This is a genomic window from Candidatus Thiodiazotropha sp. AKIB8, assembly GCF_058244675.1.
Genome location: NZ_JBSYOO010000010.1, coordinates 77,033 through 93,735, shown reverse-complemented (window position 1 = coordinate 93,735; position 16,703 = coordinate 77,033). Strand labels below are relative to the sequence as shown.

The following is a 16,703-nucleotide window of genomic DNA, read 5'->3' as shown; positions in this document are numbered from 1 at the left end:
TTTTTGCTAAATCGATGGCTGTAAGACTATGCTTCTTCATGATGGATGCCCTCCATGTAACCTATGTTCTCATAACTAGTTTGGCGCACCGACGCCGGAATGGTAGGGCGTCCATCTCATCAGTCACTGTCAGTATATCCACCACCATAGATACAATTTGATGCAGTTAATAGGTACTCATCTCCTAGATCACTGGGAATGCCATAAAAAGAAACATAATTACCGTAGTCAATTCCTGGTTCAGCTAGAGTACAGAAAAAATCGTTGCCTATTTCATTGAAATCATCCTCATAACAATAACTGTCCCATACAACGCCCGGGACTCGCTTACTTTTACCAGTCGGAATATCTATAACCCATCCACTTGTCATGAATATTTTTCCAGTTAGTCCACCATTTACATTCCCATCTACTGATGGATTAGGGGTATCTTGTCCGCCATCGTCCTCATTACCATCACCGCTACCACCACATGCATTTAGAAATACTAATAATACAATGAATATGAATACATCTTTCATTACATTTTCTAGACTGGTCATAGCGATATCTCTTACTAAATTAAAATGTATGGAAGGACTTGTATTGTATAAAACACAAATACCAGATGCCTCACGGTATCTGGTATTTGATATAGAAAATAGAAAGAGTTTTTACTGTTTTCTTGCCATTGATGAGAGACCTTCACCAATAGATTTCAGAGACGTAGAAGTGGCTTCTGAACACATGGCAAATAATTTGGATTCTGCTTGAAACACTGCTTGTTGTTGAGTGAATTCATTAGCAGCATCTTGTTTCATCTTAGATTGCTCTTCCTTTGATGCATTTTTAAACTCAGAGCTGGTTTCATCTACCTGTGAAGCTTCCATAGCATCTTGAGCTTGCATCATTTTTTCAAGATGATTACCTGTCATCTCACCCATAGCCTTTGCCAGCGCGACAAGCCAACTACCACTACCCTTTGATTTTGACTTTGTTTCTTCATCATCTTTTGAGCATCTACTTAGCAGTGAATCACTGGGATTTGTATCATCATTAACACCAGAAGAATCATCTGTACCAGCTTGCTCAGCCGTCGCATTATCCCCATTTGCTCTGCAACCACCATCCTCATCACCACCACCAATCTGCTCACGAACCACATCTTCAATCGCCTGACGAACCATGTCTTGAAGATCACCACCAGACTCACAACCGCCGCCCTGAAGCTTCTCCATAATCTGATCGACAACTTTATCAACGATCTTATCGATCAAGCCACTCATTGAATCGTCAGTATCCCGCTGACATCCTGGTGGTGTAGGCTCCTGAGGGCAGCTCTGATGGGCACTCTGTAATCCCTGGCACATTTCATCTCTCGCGAACTGTGGGATACCAGGTGCACTCTGAATAGCCTGACCCAGTTGACTGACAAGTGAGCCCATCATGTTGTTGTTCATCGCACCCTGAACATTAGATTGTCCATGCTGCGAAATCAGGCCTTCAAGCATACCGCCAATACCGCCGCCGATCTGTGAGCCAAGCTGTGCGCCCATGGGCCCACCAAACATGCCACCAACAACGCCACCGACCATTCCACCAACGCTACTTAAATCCTTATTTCAATTTCTCCATAAGAATCATAAATATTTATAACTTATTTGAACTCAGCGGCATCAAATTAGCTTCCATGCCTGCTTACTTTCGATTGCCACCCAGTTCATTCAGATGACGACTCTAATTTATGCGATACGGGGGTGTTGGAAAATCGGGAATTGCCCTAGCTAGGGTTAACACCTATCCGTGGTTTTTTGTTCTATCCTTTGATCCTCGCCAGGTAGTCTTGAAGAGTAATCTGATTATATGATGCACATTCTCAATGGACAAGAATCTAATTCCATTGAGCTTTATGAAAAGAATTGCTAAAAAAACAGAGAATTACAAGCACTGTTCAATCATAGCTATTTGTCATCTCTATGAAAATTATTTGTATACGTGTTCATTAAATACAGATTAAACAATGTAATATTAATGGTTCTGCATACTGGTCACTTTCGTTCGACCGCACAAAACGTGATTCTTTTCACATTTCTCCAGCGGCATGTTTTATCTAGCAGTAATATTAAAAGCGTTATAGCCGTATATTTAACACTGTTGCGCTTACCAATATATTTGATCTTATCCCTTTGACGATTACAGCAGGCGAACTAAACCGGTTTGATCTTGAAAAGGGTGTTTTTTGGCCTGAGTCTTGATGCCTAATATTTCGGCTTATAGATCTTTGTCTCTTATAGGCATCTACGCTAACCTACCCACACGATCTGGAGAGAAGCCCACATTATAAATGTGGCTTACAGTTTAACTAATCGACACTAACGCTGACCCCATTTTCAAAACTGCGCTTTGTAACCGAGATTGATAATCAAATCCGGCACCATGTCTGTGGTCATGTTCTCTCCCAAAGAGAGATCGATCTGACTGCCATCCTTGAATGGAATCGTACCACCAAAGGTAAACATCACAGCGGAACCACCCAGTTGATCAAACCTGCTTTTATAGAATGGCGTATGCGCATCAAATTGTAGTTTCAGATCGAGCCAGTCGTAGACTCGCCAACTGGCGCCCAGGGTGCTAAAGAGAGCGAACTCTCGTTGCTCTTGTTCGAGGATTTCGGCTTTTCCCATGAGTAAAATGCCGATCTGTCCGTAACCCCCTATAGGCCACTGCTCAACTATTCTTCGATCCGAACCACTTAACCAGACGGCCATATCTGGCGCCCCACTACCCAGTAGTGACTCTTCATCACCAGTCGGCAACTTCACACTGAAATGAAAAGATGCACTTTGCTCTTCGTTGGCCAAGGATAGTCCACGGGAAAGCAGTAACTGAATATCACCAATACCACTGCTCTCTTCGGTAACAGAGACTTTGGTTTCACCATCTTTGATATAGAGATAACGCAGTCGATTCTGATTCCAGTCATCCCTGTCAGAATTGGAAAATCCGAACAGGTCGTGCCAGTTCTCTATGAGGCTATCCAACCCCCCGCCTCGATGGGAAAGATAGGGCACCTCTGCCCCTATTTGCCAGCCTGAGCCCAGCCCCCGTTTCCAGGTCAATGCAACCCGGTTGGTCTCACCATCGAGTGTTACCTGTCCATCCTCGGTAACTCTCTCCATTGATGTATTCGCAACATCCCACTGAATACGCAGGCTGGTGACCTTATCTTCAAGAAGATCTGACGAAGTTGCGACTGGTAAGCCATGCAATAGGGTGAAGGGGTTCATGTTACGCACTGGGAAAGGCTCAGGCTGAGTGGAGTAACCCTGCGCTGCCGAAGAACAGAGCAGCAACCCTGGCAGTAGCCTGAGAATACTGAAACTGATGAAATAATCGATAAATCCTGTGAAGGATCCATTACGGTGACATTTTTTGTGCATGAAAAACTAAGAAACGGCAGTTGAGTCCATCAAAATAGAGTTTGATAGAGAGTGATTTTGTTCTTGTTCAGTGGTTACTGCGCTGTATATATTACTATATAAACCCTATATTCAGTCACTGCTATGACCCTGGGTTTTGTAATAAATTCAGTTTACGACGCTCAGGATAAGTCTGCTGAACAGATTGCCAATCAGAATTTCTTGCTTTAACCTAAAAAGATCAGCTGGAGAGTGTGAAGTGTGCAATTCCTGCTGTAGTGTTATTGTTCCAATCGGTGACCATATAGATCGAAGCAATTTTCTTAATAATCAGGGACCTGTGATTAGAATGGAGCGGTCAGATCGTTTTCCAGGTTTAAGGTGCTTAAACCTACTTATCAGCAAGCTGATCATAATGATCCGCAACTCGGAATCGGCGTAATTTGGCAGCAAGATACCGAAACCAACTTCTCCGCTGGCTCCTTAATATTCAGTGGAAAGGGTATGCTTCTCCATGGGGAGCGCGGCTAGTCGCTTAGCGTCACATTGATATCAATTATTTTTATGAGACACGGTGGTAGACTCGGCTTTAATCTCGAAAATACTGATTGGTTCTCATAACCAAGCTCAATATTAATGAGGTATGACCGAAAGGTAGTTACTGGAGGAAGCAAACCCTGAACAATAGGAATTCGTAGCGATAACACTTATCATCACCTATGATCTCTGTATTTGGGCATTTTTTACCAACTCCTTAGATCAACCTGTGACTATGATCGCAAACGCAACACACTAATTCATATAGATTTGTTTCTTCATAACACAGTTATATTCACGACTCGGGAAACGTCATCTTGAAGATCTTAATCCGCTATACATTTCTCCTCCTGTTCTGCCTGAGCTTCCCCCTGTGGGCCGCTGATGGGCAAACCGAGGGCGATAAGGGACTGGACAAGCAGGTCGAGAGCTTGAAAAAGGCTGTGATCGAACTTAACCGAGAGCTTTTCATACTCGAAGAGGAGCTTCTGTTTCCGGGTAACACCCAAGTCTCTGTGTTTCTCTCTCTGGACATAGGCACCTACTTTAAACTCGATTCGGTTCAGCTTCAGATTGATAATAAGGAGTTGACCAACCACCTCTATACAGAACGGGAATTAAAAGCACTGCAACGGGGCGGTGTACAGCGCATCTATCTGGGCAACCTCAAAGCGGGAGGCCACGAACTGGTCGCATTCTTTACCGGTGTCGGCCCCAAAGGCCGGGACTACAAACGGGGCGCAACAGTCAGCTTTGACAAAGGCATAGGGCCGAAATACCTGGAGTTGAAGATCGTCGACAGTGCCGCCCTGCAACAGCCGGATTTCGAAATCCGGGAGTGGGAGTGATATAGGTGCAAACCGGCTTGATTCCCCGCCTGCTCCTCACGACCTGTCTCGCTCTCCCACTCTCCGCAACAGCGGAGATACGTGCTGGCGAACCGCAGGCACTACGTGACTTACACTATGGTGAGGCACTCTTCCATCTCTATCAAAAAGAGTATTTTCCAGCCATTATTCGACTACTCTCTGCGAGAAAACAGGGGCTGATGAAGGCCTATGCCGATGAGCCGGAACTCTTGCTGGGCGGACTCTATCTGGCCTATGGCATGCCCGACACGGCAGAGAACCTGTTCAATCGCGTATTGAGTAATACCGCTACCCCCGAAATACAAAACAAGGCCTGGTTGCAGCTGGGTAAATCCCGATACCGCAGAGGTGAGGACAAGGCGGCCACCAAGGCACTGGGTCAGATAGGAAATGAACAGATAGCCGATGCCAAGGATGAAAAACAGCACCTGGAAGGCTTGATTGCACTTGAGCAAAATGACCATGGTCAGGCACTTGAATCCCTTTCAGATATCTCCGGGGAGAGTGACTGGACCCTTTATGGCCGCTTTAATCAGGCATTGGCACTACTGCGAAATGAGCAGACCGCCGAGGCCCTGGAAATCTTCAAATCCATTGGCGACGGTCACTCAGATGAGGATAACGAAGAAGCCAAAGCGATTCGAGACAGAGCAAATCTCACCCTGGGCTATCTGCTATTGGAGACACAGCAGTCAGATTCTGCACAAGCGTCACTGCAGAAAGTACGAATAAAAGGCTCTGCAAGTAACCAGGCCCTGCTTGGACTGGGCTGGGCTTCTCTTCAGATGGGAGATCGTGAGCAGGCCCTCACCCCTTGGCAAATGCTGGCTCAACGAAACCCCAGTGATCCTGCAGTATTGGAAGCCAAGCTGGCAATCCCCTACGTTCTGGCCCTGCTAGAAGCGGAACAACAATCACTGGACGCCTATCAGGATGCAATCGGCACCTATGATCAGGCATTGAGTTCAGTGGAGCAGATCATTCAGCAGATAAATCAAGGTGGCTTTCCCGACAGCCTGATTATCAGCAAAGAGAGCGAAACAGAAGAGAGCAGCGATAGCCGTTTGCGTACCCTGCTGCCCTTCCTGCTCACAGGTAACCGGTTTCAGGAAGGATTCCAGGACTACCAGGATCTGCTTGCTCTTGAGAACAACCTGCAGGAGTGGCAGGAGAAGGTTAAAGCCTATCTGACCATGTTGGAGAATCAACAGCAGGCCTATGATCAGAAACTGCCTAAGGTTGAAGCCTTTCTTAAAGGCGACAAGATGAAAAAAATGGCGGTAGAACAGAGTAAATTGGACAAAAAATATGAATTGGCTGCCTCTGAAGCGGAGCCTGCGTTTATTCTTGCTACAGGTGATGAAAAGCGATTGATTGCCCGACTAGAGCGTATAGACGACCTGATCGCGAACTCTGGCGCCCCTGAACAGTTTCAGGTACAGAAAGAGATCGCTCGACTGATGGAGGGCATTCTGACCTGGAAAACGGTTACGGAACATCCGATCCGTCTCTGGAATCTGAAAAAGCAGATGGGAGACTTAAAGCAGAATATTGAAACCGCAAAAACGCAAAAGGTTGAGCTGGCTGCTGCCCGACAGCAGGCGGAAACCCGCTTCAATACGCTCTCCGACCGGATAGATACTTTGCAAGCAGATATTCCCGATCTGCTCAAACAGGTAACCGCCCTGCGCAGGGCTGAAGCAGATCGACTTCAGACGATGGCTCTATCCAGATTGGAACAGCGTAAAACCCTCGTCAATAACTATCTGATACAGGCGCGTTTCGGTGTAGCCAGTCTACTCGACATCAGTACGGACAGAGGGGTACCTGAGCAGTGAAACCATCACTCTACCTATCTCTTTTAAGTCTCGCCATTGTCAGTGGATGTTCCTCCCCGATATTAAATAACAGCCCTCAAGAAGCGACTCTGGCTGACCTTAAGAGCGAACCGGTCAAAATTGAAAAAAGCGCCATTGCACCTTCCGAACGTGATGAGGTGATTGAAAATTATCGTGCCTTGCTGAAACTCAAACCTGACCAGCGGCTACACAGCGAAGCCACCCGACGTCTGGCAGACCTGGAGTTGGAACGCAGTGAAACCAAGTTACTCAGCGATGACGAGATGGTTCAATCGAGTGATGAGCTGAATCAGTCGATCGAACTCTACAGTGGGTTGATCGAAAAAGACCCCGACTATGCCGCCAGCGATCTGGTGCTATACCAGCTGGCCAGAGCCTATGAGTTAAAGGGTGATATGGCAGCGATGATGCAGACACTGAACACCATGATCACCAAGTATCCGCAGAGTGAATATTGGCAGGAAGCCAGGTTCAGACAGGGTGAGCGGTTCTTTGTCGAGCAGAAATTCAAATCTGCCGAACAAGCCTATGGCGATATCCTGAAAAAGAAGACAGATACCCCATACTACGACCGATCTCTATTTAAGCATGGCTGGTCGCTGTTTAAGCTGAACAAAGTCGAACAGGGCCTTGACTCATTTACCCAGCTGCTTGACAGAAATCTGAGCACTACTGAAGAGGTCGACACCAGCAAGCTATCCCCCGCTGATCAGGAGTTACTGAAAGAGACACTGCGAGTCATCAGCCTGACCTTCTCAGAGCTGGGGGGAGCACAGAGGATTAGCCAATATTTCAATAGCCACGGCCATCGAAACTATGAGTATATGATCTATCAAGGGCTGGGAAACCTCTATTTGAAGCAAGAGCGTATTCAGGATGCTGCAGAGGCTTACTTGGCCTTCGTCAATCTCAACCCTGCCCACCCTCAATCTCCCCGATTGTCAGTAGAAGTAGTAGATATCTATACGAAAAACGGATTCCCTGCGAAAGCTATCGAAAGCAAGAAGGCATTCACCCAACACTACGCCGTATCGGGTGATGCCTGGAAAAAACTGGGTCAGAAGGATCAGTCCTGGCTGAATGACCAACTGCGGGTCTACCTCAAAGAGCTGGCTGAATACCATCACGCCCTTGCGCAGAGAAGCCGTAAACAGGGGACCAAAAAGATCACCGCCGAACAGGCCAAACAAGGTAGTGAAGCGGCCCACTGGTATCGGCTCTATCTTGACGCCTTTCCTACCGATCCAAAGGCGGGGAACATCAGCTTTCTGCTTGGGGAGCTGCTGTTTGAGTTGAAGAGTTACCCAGATGCAGTGGTAGCCTATGAACAGAGCGCCTATAAACTGCCAACTCATGATAAAAGGGCTGAAGCCGGTTATGCCACACTACTCGCCTATGCTGCTGAACAGAAGAATCTCAGTAGCGACCCAGGTGATGCCTGGAGAAAAAAGGGGGTTGAGAGTGCTTTGCGATTCTGCGATACCTTCCCCAATGACTCCCGCCGCGCCAGAGTATTGACTGAAGCCGCAGACCAGCTTCTCGACTTGAAAGACTTTGGGCGTGCAAGAGGCGCCGCTTTACAAGTTGCCAACCTCAAGCCCCCTGCTGAAAAGAAACTCCGACGTACCGCCTGGACAGTTGCGGCTCATGCTGCATTTGAGCAAAAAGACTTTGCAGCTGCGGAACAGGCCTATCAGCAAGCCCTCTCTCTAAGTAGCAAAAAGGGCAAGCAGAGAGGCCAGCTCGAAGAGCGTTTGGCCGCCAGCATCTATCAACAGGGATCTGACAGTAGAACCCAGGGCGACCATAGCGGAGCAGCAAAGCAGTTCCTGAGAATTGCCGCATTGGCACCCGCCTCTACCATTCTCGCCACAGCTGAATATGATGCTGCGGCAAGTATGATCGCTGCGGGAGATTGGGCAGGCTCAGTGAAGATCCTCGAGTCGTACAAGAAGCGCTATCCCAAAAGCGAGCTGATACCTGAGGTCAACAGTAAACTGGCTGTAGCTTATATGGAGACCGGGCAGCCACTCAAAGCCGCGGCGCAATTGACCGTCATCTCCAAACAGAGCGGTGATGTTGAAATTCAGCGGGAAGCCGGCTGGCAAGCTGCAGAGCTGTATGAGAAGGCCGGTAAAAAGAGTAAGGCTATTACAAGTTATAAAAGCTATGTAAAGCAGTTTCCAAAACCCTTTGATCAGGCTTTGGAAGCTAGACAGAAGCTGGTTACTCTCTATCAACAGACCGGCGCATGGGGTAAGAGAGACTGGTGGCTGAAACAGATTGTCAAAGTCGATGCCAAAGCTGGAAAACAACGTACAGACCGCAGCCGATATCTTGCTGCAACCGCCAGCGTTGAATTGGCCGAACCGGCACGCAAGGCGTTTCGCCGGGTTAAGTTGAAGGCACCGTTGGAGAAGAATCTGAAAGCGAAAAAGAGCAAAATGCAGACTGCAATCAATGCCTATAAGAGAGCAGCCGAGTATGGCGTGGCAGAAGTCACTACTGCTGCCACCCACCGAATTGGTGAAATCTACCAACAATTCGGCTCGGCACTGATGTCCTCAGAGCGCCCTAAAGGATTGAATGCAGAAGAGCTTGAGCAGTATGACATTCTACTTGAAGAGCAGGCTTACCCTTTTGAAGAGAAGGCGATTGTGCTCTATCAATCGAATATCGAAAGAACCCCTCAGGGAATCTATGACAAATGGGTAAAAAAGAGTTTTGCTGAACTTGCCAATCTTATCCCTGGCCGATACGCAAAGCAGGAAAAATGGGAGGTATGGGTCGATGCGCTCAATTAGCCCACTGCTTTGTAATCTTACCCTGATGCTGTTGATTACCGGTTGTAGCAGCATGACAACCACTCAGCAGAGTGGATCAGATAACAGCGCCAGTTCCGCTGCAAACTCTGCTAAGAATCCGCAACTCTATCAGGCACTTCAATCTGCTCATCAGCTGTTTGAAAAGAAGAAGGTTAAACAGGCCAAAGCGCAACTGGAAGCGTTGATCAAGCAGTACCCCAAACAGTCTGCCCCTCTCATCAATCTGGGTATCATACAACTCAGCGAGGATAATCCAGAGGCTGCTGAAAAATCTCTCTTAGCCGCTCTGGAGATCGATAAGCGGAGTCCTTCTGCTCACAATCAACTGGGCGTTGCACTAAGAATGCAGGGTAGATTCGCGGAGGCTGAGCAGGCCTATCAAGCAGCGCTGAAGCATCAACCTGCCTATGATTTAGCGCATAGAAACCTTGGCATCCTATATGATCTCTATCTGGCAAAACCTGAGCTGGCGTTGCAGCACTATCAGCAATACCAGACCCTGGCCGGAACAAAAGATAAAGAGATTGAAAACTGGATCGTCGACCTGCAGCGCAGAATAGGTAAGTAGAGGTGATTATGATCTCAATTCGAAGACTCACAACTCGTAGTGCCATGCTGCTGACGCTCTCGCTCTTCACCACACAGATCTGCCAGGCTGAGCAACGTCTCGATCTGGAAGGCACAGCTATTTTTGGAAATAAAGAGTCACCCAATGTTCTCTATGTTGTGCCCTGGCGCTCTGCCAAACGATTAACCGGCATGATGCCACCGGAGACCGGCCGACGGGAGGAATTACTTTCCCCACTGGACCGTGATGTATTTCGCAGACAGATAGATTGGTATCAGAGATATGGTGAATAACCCTAAAGATATTGTCATGTTATGCCCTATGGCATACAACCCGAATTTTATCGAAACCCACGTCGAGTAACAACGGAGAACCCTATGGAGCTCATCGACACGATCATCCGTTTCTTTCAGGAAGGCGGACTCTTCATGTACCCAATACTGCTGATATTCGCCGGAGGTATCGCGATCGCCATAGAACGCTGGGTCTACCTGACTATTGCCACCGGAAGTAATAAACGGACTTGGAAAAAAGTTTTACCTCACCTCAACGATGGGGATTTTAAAACTGCAATGGAGGCAGCCAACAAGTCTAAAACTGCAATTGGCACCATGCTCACCTACGGTTTGGCGCGGGCACGCACAGCCAGACGCAGGGATGACGTAGAGGTCGCGATGGAAGAGGGCCTGATGGAAGCCATACCCCGTATGGAAAAACGAACCCACTACCTCAGTACATTGGCCAACATTGCCACACTGCTGGGACTGCTGGGCACCATCATCGGTCTTATTCAGGCCTTTACTGCAGTCTCCAATGCCGACCCGGCAGAGAAAGCTGACCTGCTGTCAGCCAGTATCTCCGTTGCCATGAACACTACGGCATTTGGTTTGATGGCAGCGATTCCCCTGCTTCTTGTCTATGCCCTGTTGCAGAGTAAGACCACAGCGATTGTCGATAGCCTGGAGATGGCTTCGGTTAAATTCCTCAACATCTTCAATGAGAAAGCCTATTCCACCAGGAGCAAGGCATGAGGGGTCGATTTCGCCACCATCACAAAGAAGCGGAGTTGAACATCACCGCTTTTTTAAATTTGATGGTGATCCTGATCCCTTTTCTATTGATGACTGCGGCATTTTCCCGCTTTTCCATTATCGAGCTCTATCTGCCGCCTGCAAGTGAAGGCACTTTAAAACAGATCAAAGAGCTGCAACTGGAGGTCATCATTCGTAAAGAGGCTCTTCAAGTTGCTGATCGCCAGGGTGGGTTGATTCGAAGTATCCCTAACACAAGCGATGGATACGACGTTAAAGCCCTGAATGAACTGCTGGTGCAGATCAAAGTCCGTTTCCAGGACAAGCGCAACGTGTTCATTCTCTCTGAGCCAGAGACCAATTACGAAACCATGGTACAGGTCATGGATGCGGTGCGCATGACAGAGAATGTTGAAGCCGGTTCAGTAGTCCAATACGAACTCTTTCCTGAAATCTCTCTCGGGGACGCACCCCCGGCTACAGCCAGAAAATCGGATGAAGGTAACGCCTCATGAAGATGTCGCGTCGTGCAAAACGCATGGATCGTCACCACAGAAGAAACAGAGGATCAGCAGTTCTGAACCTGGTCTCATTGATGGATATATTCACCATCCTGGTTTTCTTTCTGTTGGTCAATTCTGGTGAAGTTCAGGTCCTGCCCAATGCCAAGGCCCTGAGCCTGCCCGAGTCCGCTGCAGAGTTAAAACCAAAGGAAACATTGGTAGTGATGGTCAACAGTAATGAGATCCTGGTACAGGGACACCGGGTTATCGATCTGTCCATGCCACTACCCCAAGGCACAATCCTGCCTGCTTTGCAGGATGAGTTACAGCGTCATGCCGAGCGATCCAAAAGCAGCACCCTGGAACCTTTCAAAGGCAAAATCACCATCATGGGTGATAAGGGCATCCCCTACACGCTATTAAAGCGGGTGATGGCAACCTGCGCCGAATCAGAATACCCCCACGTCTCCCTGGCTGTGCTGCGAAGAGCTGAGAAAGACAATGGAGGGCAGACTTTGTGAGAGTCTCATACCGACATTCCTCCAACCTACCTTGGAATACTGCCAGTTCTGACGAACGTCGATTTCAGATTATTTTCGTCACCGCCGTGCTTATTGCCACGATGCTGGGTTTGTTGATCCCCATGATTGAGCTCCCAGAGAAAGAACGCTTCAAAAAGCAAACGCTTCCTCCACGGCTTGCACGTTTGATAATTGAGCAGAAAAAGACCCCACCTCCAAAACCAAAAAAGGTGGTAAAAAAAGAGCTTCCTAAGCCCAAGCCAAAACCTAAACCTGAAAAGAAACCGGAAGCGAAAAAGAAACCAGAGCCGGCCAAACCACCTGTCAAGCAAGTGGCAAAGAAAAAGCCTAACCCTGAAGCCGCACGTAAAAAGGCTGCAAGCTCCGGTCTATTGGCCTTCGCCGATCAACTGGCGGATCTGCGTGAGGATCCCGTTGTCTCCAGTGTACGTGGTTCGCAGAAACTCTCTAAAAAAGGGCAGAAGACCTACACCAGCCAACGCTCCATCATCTCATCCGGAGCCGCAAAGGGAAGTGGTGGCATCAATACCTCCGCGCTGAGTCGTGAGACCGGTGGCAGCGGTCTGAGTAGCCGAGACACAACTCAAGTTGCGAGTAAGGATATTACCCAAGGTAGTGAGGCCGCCGCGAACAGCAGCAAAACCAGAGGTAAAAACAACAAGGGCAGCCGAACCAGAGAAGAGATACAGTTGGTTTTTGACCAAAACAAGGGGGCCGTTTATGCCCTCTATAATAGAGCCTTGCGCAAGGATCCCTCACTACGGGGTAAGGTTGTGTTGGAGTTGACCATCACGCCCTCGGGAAAGGTAACCAACTGCAGGATTCTCTCATCTGAATTGAACAATCCCAAATTGGAACGCAAACTGGTATCGCGCATAAAACTGTTTAAATTTCTCAGTAAGGATGTGGATAAAGCAGTTGTCTCCTACCCTATCGACTTTCTGCCCTCTTGAGCATGTGGAGAAGGCAGTCAGGGCCAGCTAAAAGCAGGTAAATCTACCCATGTCATGGACAAGCATGGGTAGATTTACCCTATCCCTGATGCTACTCATCCCCTCCCTTTTGTCTGCCGAATGGGTCAATGACACGGCCAACATCATGGGCACAAAAATAGCGGTGGAGCTATGGCATAAAGATCGACAGATGGGTGAACTTGCGGTAACAGCTGTGATGGATGAGTTCAGACGCCTGGATGAAAAACTCAGTCCTTACAAAGAGAGCAGTGAACTCTCTCTGCTCAACCGCATGGCAGCTGAAGGGGCTGTCTCTATTTCGGGAGAACTGTTTCATCTTCTCGAAGAGTCACAGAAATATGCTGAATTGACTGAGGGTGCATTCGATATCACTTTCGCCTCCATCGGCCACCAATATGACTACCGAAAAGGCAAAAAACCGAGCCAGGAGATCACCACTCAAACCTTGCCATTGATCGACTATCGACACATTCTACTCAAGCCAGAAGAGCAGAGCGTGATGTTCCGTAAGAGCGGTGTACGTATCGACCTGGGCGGCATCGCGAAAGGTTATGCTGTCGACAAAGGCATTGAACTGCTGCGTGAAAGAGGGATAGAACACGCCTTGATCAGCGCAGGTGGTGATAGCCGATTGATCGGTGACCATCAGGGAAGACCCTGGCATATCGGCATTCAGGCACCAAGAAATCGTGATGCGATGGCAGCTGTGCTTCCCCTCTCGGATAGCGCCATCTCAACATCAGGTGACTATGAACGATTCTTCGAAGCCGAAGGGATCAGATACCATCACATCATCACACCCAAGACGGGAAGCTCTGCAAGAGAGGTTCAGAGCGTCACCATTCTCGGGCCAAATGCCACACGCACTGATGCTCTGTCGACCAGTATATTTGTATTGGGTGCTAAAGCAGGGATGGCAATGGTCAATCGTCTAGATGATATCGAAGCGGTTATCATCGACAATCAGGGTCAACTTCTCTCATCAGACGGCCTCGAGAGTCTTGCTCAAGAGCGCAAATAGTCCCATCGTGATTACTGGTTAAGAAAAGCGTTACACCTTTGAACTACGCATCTCATAGAATGCCTTGCGGAATTCCATAAGTGACTGGCTCTCTATCGCTGCTCGCAGATCACGCATCAGTTTCTGATAGTAGTAGAGATTGTGGATGGTATTAAGCCGTGCACCCAGAATCTCATTGCACTTGTCCAGATGACGCAGGTAGGCGCGGCTGTAGTTGCGACAGGTATAACAATCACATAGTGGGTCGACTGGTGAGTCGTCATACTGATGGGCTGCGTGGCGAATGCGTACAGCCCCCTGATGGGTAAACAGATGACCATTTCGCGCATTCCGGGTCGGCATTACGCAATCAAACATATCAATACCCCGAATCACTGACTCAACAATATCCTCCGGCGTCCCTACCCCCATCAGATAGTGCGGCTTATCAGCTGGCAATCGGCTACTGAGGTGATCCAGTACTCTCCATCGATCAGCTGCTGGTTCACCTACTGACAGGCCACCTACAGCATAACCATCGAATCCGATATCGACGAGCCCTTCAAGAGAGGTCTCACGCAAAGATTCGTACATACCGCCCTGAACAATGCCGAACAGCGCGGAGGGATTGTCACCATGCGCTTCCCGACTGCGCTTGGCCCAACGTAGTGAGAGTTGCATCGATTTACGTGCCTCATCTTCAGTCGCTGGATAGGGCGTGCACTCATCGAAAATCATAACGATGTCAGATCCGAGAGCCCGCTGAACCTGCATCGACTCCTCCGGCCCCATAAATACCTTGCTACCGTCGATGGGTGAACGAAAATGCACCCCCTCCTCAGTAATCTTACGCATATCACCCAGGCTGAATACCTGAAAGCCCCCGGAGTCGGTGAGGATCGGTTTTTGCCAATGCATAAAGTCGTGCAGGTCACCGTGAGCCTGTATCACACCAGTGCCTGGCCTGAGCATCAGATGGAAGGTATTTCCCAGAACAATTTCAGCGCCTATGTCGACAATCTCCTCCGGTGTCATCGCCTTGACGGTGCCATAGGTACCCACGGGCATGAATGCTGGCGTCTCTATGGTACCCCGCTGAAAATTCAGACGTCCGCGACGAGCGGCGCCATCCCTCTGAAAAACATCAAATTTCATAACCAAACTGAACCTGGAAAACTGTTTTTTACAGTGACTATGATACACATCGTCACCCGTAGAAGCTGAATTGTTACTTTCTGTGAACTAATGTTAGGGATTTCCCTAATAATTCTTGACAAAGCATCTTCATATATTAGAAAATGTTTATGTGCTGATCATCTTGTATCGGCACACACTCCTCCATCCTCCTTTGGTGGAATACTTCAGCGCGGCACCCCTGCCGCGCTTTTTTTTGCCTGAAAATCAGGGATCTGCTATTAGAATGGAGTGGTCAACTGATTTTATTAGGGTTACTTACCCGGTGTCAGAAACATCGCATCGCCATAGCTAAAAAAGCGATATCCCTGGGCAACAGCATGTTGATAGGCCTGCATAATGCGCTCATAGCCGGAAAATGCAGATACCAACATCAACAGGGTCGACTGAGGCAGATGAAAGTTGGTGATCATCGCATCCACCGTCTGAAACTCAAATCCCGGTCGGATAAAGAGGCGGGTATCACCTTTGAATGGCTTCAAACTTCCACCTTGTGAGGCTGACTCAAGCGTACGCACACTTGTAGTCCCAACTGCAATGACTCGACCATTTTGACGCTTGGTTTCAGCAATTTGCTCACAAACTGCTTCATCAATCTCGGCATACTCCCTATGCATCACATGTTGATCAAGATTTGAGACTCTGACCGGCTGGAATGTTCCAGCCCCCACATGCAGCGTCACCCTGGCCTGTTTCACACCTTTTTCAGTCAACTGATCAAGCATCGATGGGGTAAAATGCAGGCCTGCAGTTGGTGCAGCAACAGCCCCGATCTTCTCTGCATAGACTGTCTGGTAACGGGTCTCATCCACCGCCTCGTCCGATCGGGTTATATATGGCGGTAACGGCATCTTCCCTTGCTGTTCCATGAGCTGATAAAAATCGTCATCCACCGCCCGTAATAGAAAAAACTCGCCATCTCTACCTTCGACTTCAACCGCCGCTTGAGACTCTCCCAACAGTAGCTGGCTGCCGACTTTGGGGGACTTACTGGCCCGCACCTGTGCCAGAGCTTTAGCGGGTTCAACTACCCGTTCAATCAATACCTCAACCCGTCCTCCACTCTCTTTTTGCCCAAGAAGCCTGGCTTTCATGACCCGAGTATCATTAAAGATCAATAGATCACCGGACGATAAAAGCTTGGGTAGGTCTGAGAACATTAAATCCTGAGGCTCGGCATAATCTGGCAGCAGGCCCAATAGTCGACTTAAGCCGCGTTCCTCTGGAGGGTACTGGGCAATAAGTTCTTCCGGCAGTAAGTAATCGAAGTCTGACAATTTCATAGGGCGCGGATGTTAGCACGAGCTGCTCACAAGGTGTATCAGATAACACCTCACAGGCATGCTGAATTATTAGGGAGCCTCCGTATAAATCCGGGCCGATAACATTGTCGCACAATAGGT

15 protein-coding genes are annotated in these 16,703 nt (G+C 48.4%); 10 read left to right on the top strand and 5 right to left on the bottom strand.

Features of this window, described 5'->3' with window-relative positions:
- Positions 1-119 precede the first annotated feature (119 nt).
- The 3 genes from AC4IFB_RS01920 to AC4IFB_RS01910 form a co-directional block, all read right to left on the bottom strand.
- A complete protein-coding gene (locus AC4IFB_RS01920) occupies positions 120-542 on the bottom strand; it encodes a hypothetical protein (protein ID WP_490779214.1) in 423 nt (140 codons plus the stop codon).
- A gap of 111 nt (positions 543-653) precedes the next feature.
- Positions 654-1,574 carry a hypothetical protein gene (locus AC4IFB_RS01915; protein WP_490779213.1) on the bottom strand — a complete coding sequence of 307 codons (921 nt, stop codon included), beginning with the start codon at positions 1,572-1,574 and terminating at the stop codon, positions 654-656.
- 795 nt (positions 1,575-2,369) lie between these two features.
- Positions 2,370-3,419: a DUF3187 family protein gene (locus tag AC4IFB_RS01910; protein ID WP_490779212.1), complete on the bottom strand. Its 1,050-nt coding sequence runs from the start codon at positions 3,417-3,419 to the stop codon at positions 2,370-2,372.
- A gap of 833 nt (positions 3,420-4,252) precedes the next feature.
- Between AC4IFB_RS01910 and AC4IFB_RS01905 the strand changes: the two genes are divergently transcribed.
- The 10 genes from AC4IFB_RS01905 to AC4IFB_RS01860 all read left to right on the top strand — a co-directional run bounded on the left by AC4IFB_RS01905 (position 4,253) and on the right by AC4IFB_RS01860 (position 14,127).
- Positions 4,253-4,783 carry an AraC family transcriptional regulator gene (locus AC4IFB_RS01905; RefSeq protein ID WP_490779211.1) on the top strand — a complete coding sequence of 177 codons (531 nt, stop codon included), beginning with the start codon at positions 4,253-4,255 and terminating at the stop codon, positions 4,781-4,783.
- 5 nt (positions 4,784-4,788) lie between these two features.
- Positions 4,789-6,642 (top strand): tetratricopeptide repeat protein, encoded by a 1,854-nt coding sequence (locus AC4IFB_RS01900; RefSeq protein WP_490779210.1) that lies wholly within the window; start codon positions 4,789-4,791, stop codon positions 6,640-6,642.
- Complete coding sequence (locus AC4IFB_RS01895; RefSeq protein ID WP_490779209.1) at positions 6,639-9,467, top strand: tetratricopeptide repeat protein; 2,829 nt, start codon at positions 6,639-6,641, stop codon at positions 9,465-9,467. Before AC4IFB_RS01900 ends, AC4IFB_RS01895 begins: the two co-directional genes overlap by 4 nt.
- A complete protein-coding gene (locus tag AC4IFB_RS01890; RefSeq protein WP_490779208.1) occupies positions 9,454-10,056 on the top strand; it encodes a tetratricopeptide repeat protein in 603 nt (200 codons plus the stop codon). Before AC4IFB_RS01895 ends, AC4IFB_RS01890 begins: the two co-directional genes overlap by 14 nt.
- Before the next feature lie 8 nt (positions 10,057-10,064).
- Entirely contained in the window at positions 10,065-10,349 is a 285-nt protein-coding gene (locus AC4IFB_RS01885; RefSeq protein ID WP_490775746.1) for a hypothetical protein, read from the top strand.
- An 84-nt stretch (positions 10,350-10,433) separates the two neighbouring features.
- On the top strand, positions 10,434-11,087 hold the full coding sequence (locus tag AC4IFB_RS01880) for a MotA/TolQ/ExbB proton channel family protein (RefSeq protein ID WP_490775745.1): 654 nt from the start codon (positions 10,434-10,436) through the stop codon (positions 11,085-11,087).
- On the top strand, positions 11,084-11,602 hold the full coding sequence (locus AC4IFB_RS01875; protein ID WP_490775744.1) for an ExbD/TolR family protein: 519 nt from the start codon (positions 11,084-11,086) through the stop codon (positions 11,600-11,602). Before AC4IFB_RS01880 ends, AC4IFB_RS01875 begins: the two co-directional genes overlap by 4 nt.
- Positions 11,599-12,111 (top strand): ExbD/TolR family protein, encoded by a 513-nt coding sequence (locus tag AC4IFB_RS01870; protein ID WP_490775743.1) that lies wholly within the window; start codon positions 11,599-11,601, stop codon positions 12,109-12,111. Before AC4IFB_RS01875 ends, AC4IFB_RS01870 begins: the two co-directional genes overlap by 4 nt.
- Positions 12,108-13,085, top strand: a complete 978-nt coding sequence (locus tag AC4IFB_RS01865; RefSeq protein WP_490779207.1) for a TonB family protein — start codon at positions 12,108-12,110, stop codon at positions 13,083-13,085. Before AC4IFB_RS01870 ends, AC4IFB_RS01865 begins: the two co-directional genes overlap by 4 nt.
- A gap of 49 nt (positions 13,086-13,134) precedes the next feature.
- Positions 13,135-14,127, top strand: coding sequence for an FAD:protein FMN transferase (locus AC4IFB_RS01860; protein WP_490779206.1), 993 nt, complete (start codon positions 13,135-13,137; stop codon positions 14,125-14,127).
- A gap of 30 nt (positions 14,128-14,157) precedes the next feature.
- Here AC4IFB_RS01860 and tgt read toward each other — a convergent pair whose 3' ends face one another.
- On the bottom strand, positions 14,158-15,261 hold the full coding sequence (gene tgt, locus AC4IFB_RS01855; RefSeq protein WP_490779205.1) for a tRNA guanosine(34) transglycosylase Tgt: 1,104 nt from the start codon (positions 15,259-15,261) through the stop codon (positions 14,158-14,160).
- A gap of 293 nt (positions 15,262-15,554) precedes the next feature.
- Positions 15,555-16,583, bottom strand: a complete 1,029-nt coding sequence (gene queA, locus AC4IFB_RS01850) for a tRNA preQ1(34) S-adenosylmethionine ribosyltransferase-isomerase QueA (protein WP_490779204.1) — start codon at positions 16,581-16,583, stop codon at positions 15,555-15,557.
- Positions 16,584-16,703: the final 120 nt, after the last annotated feature.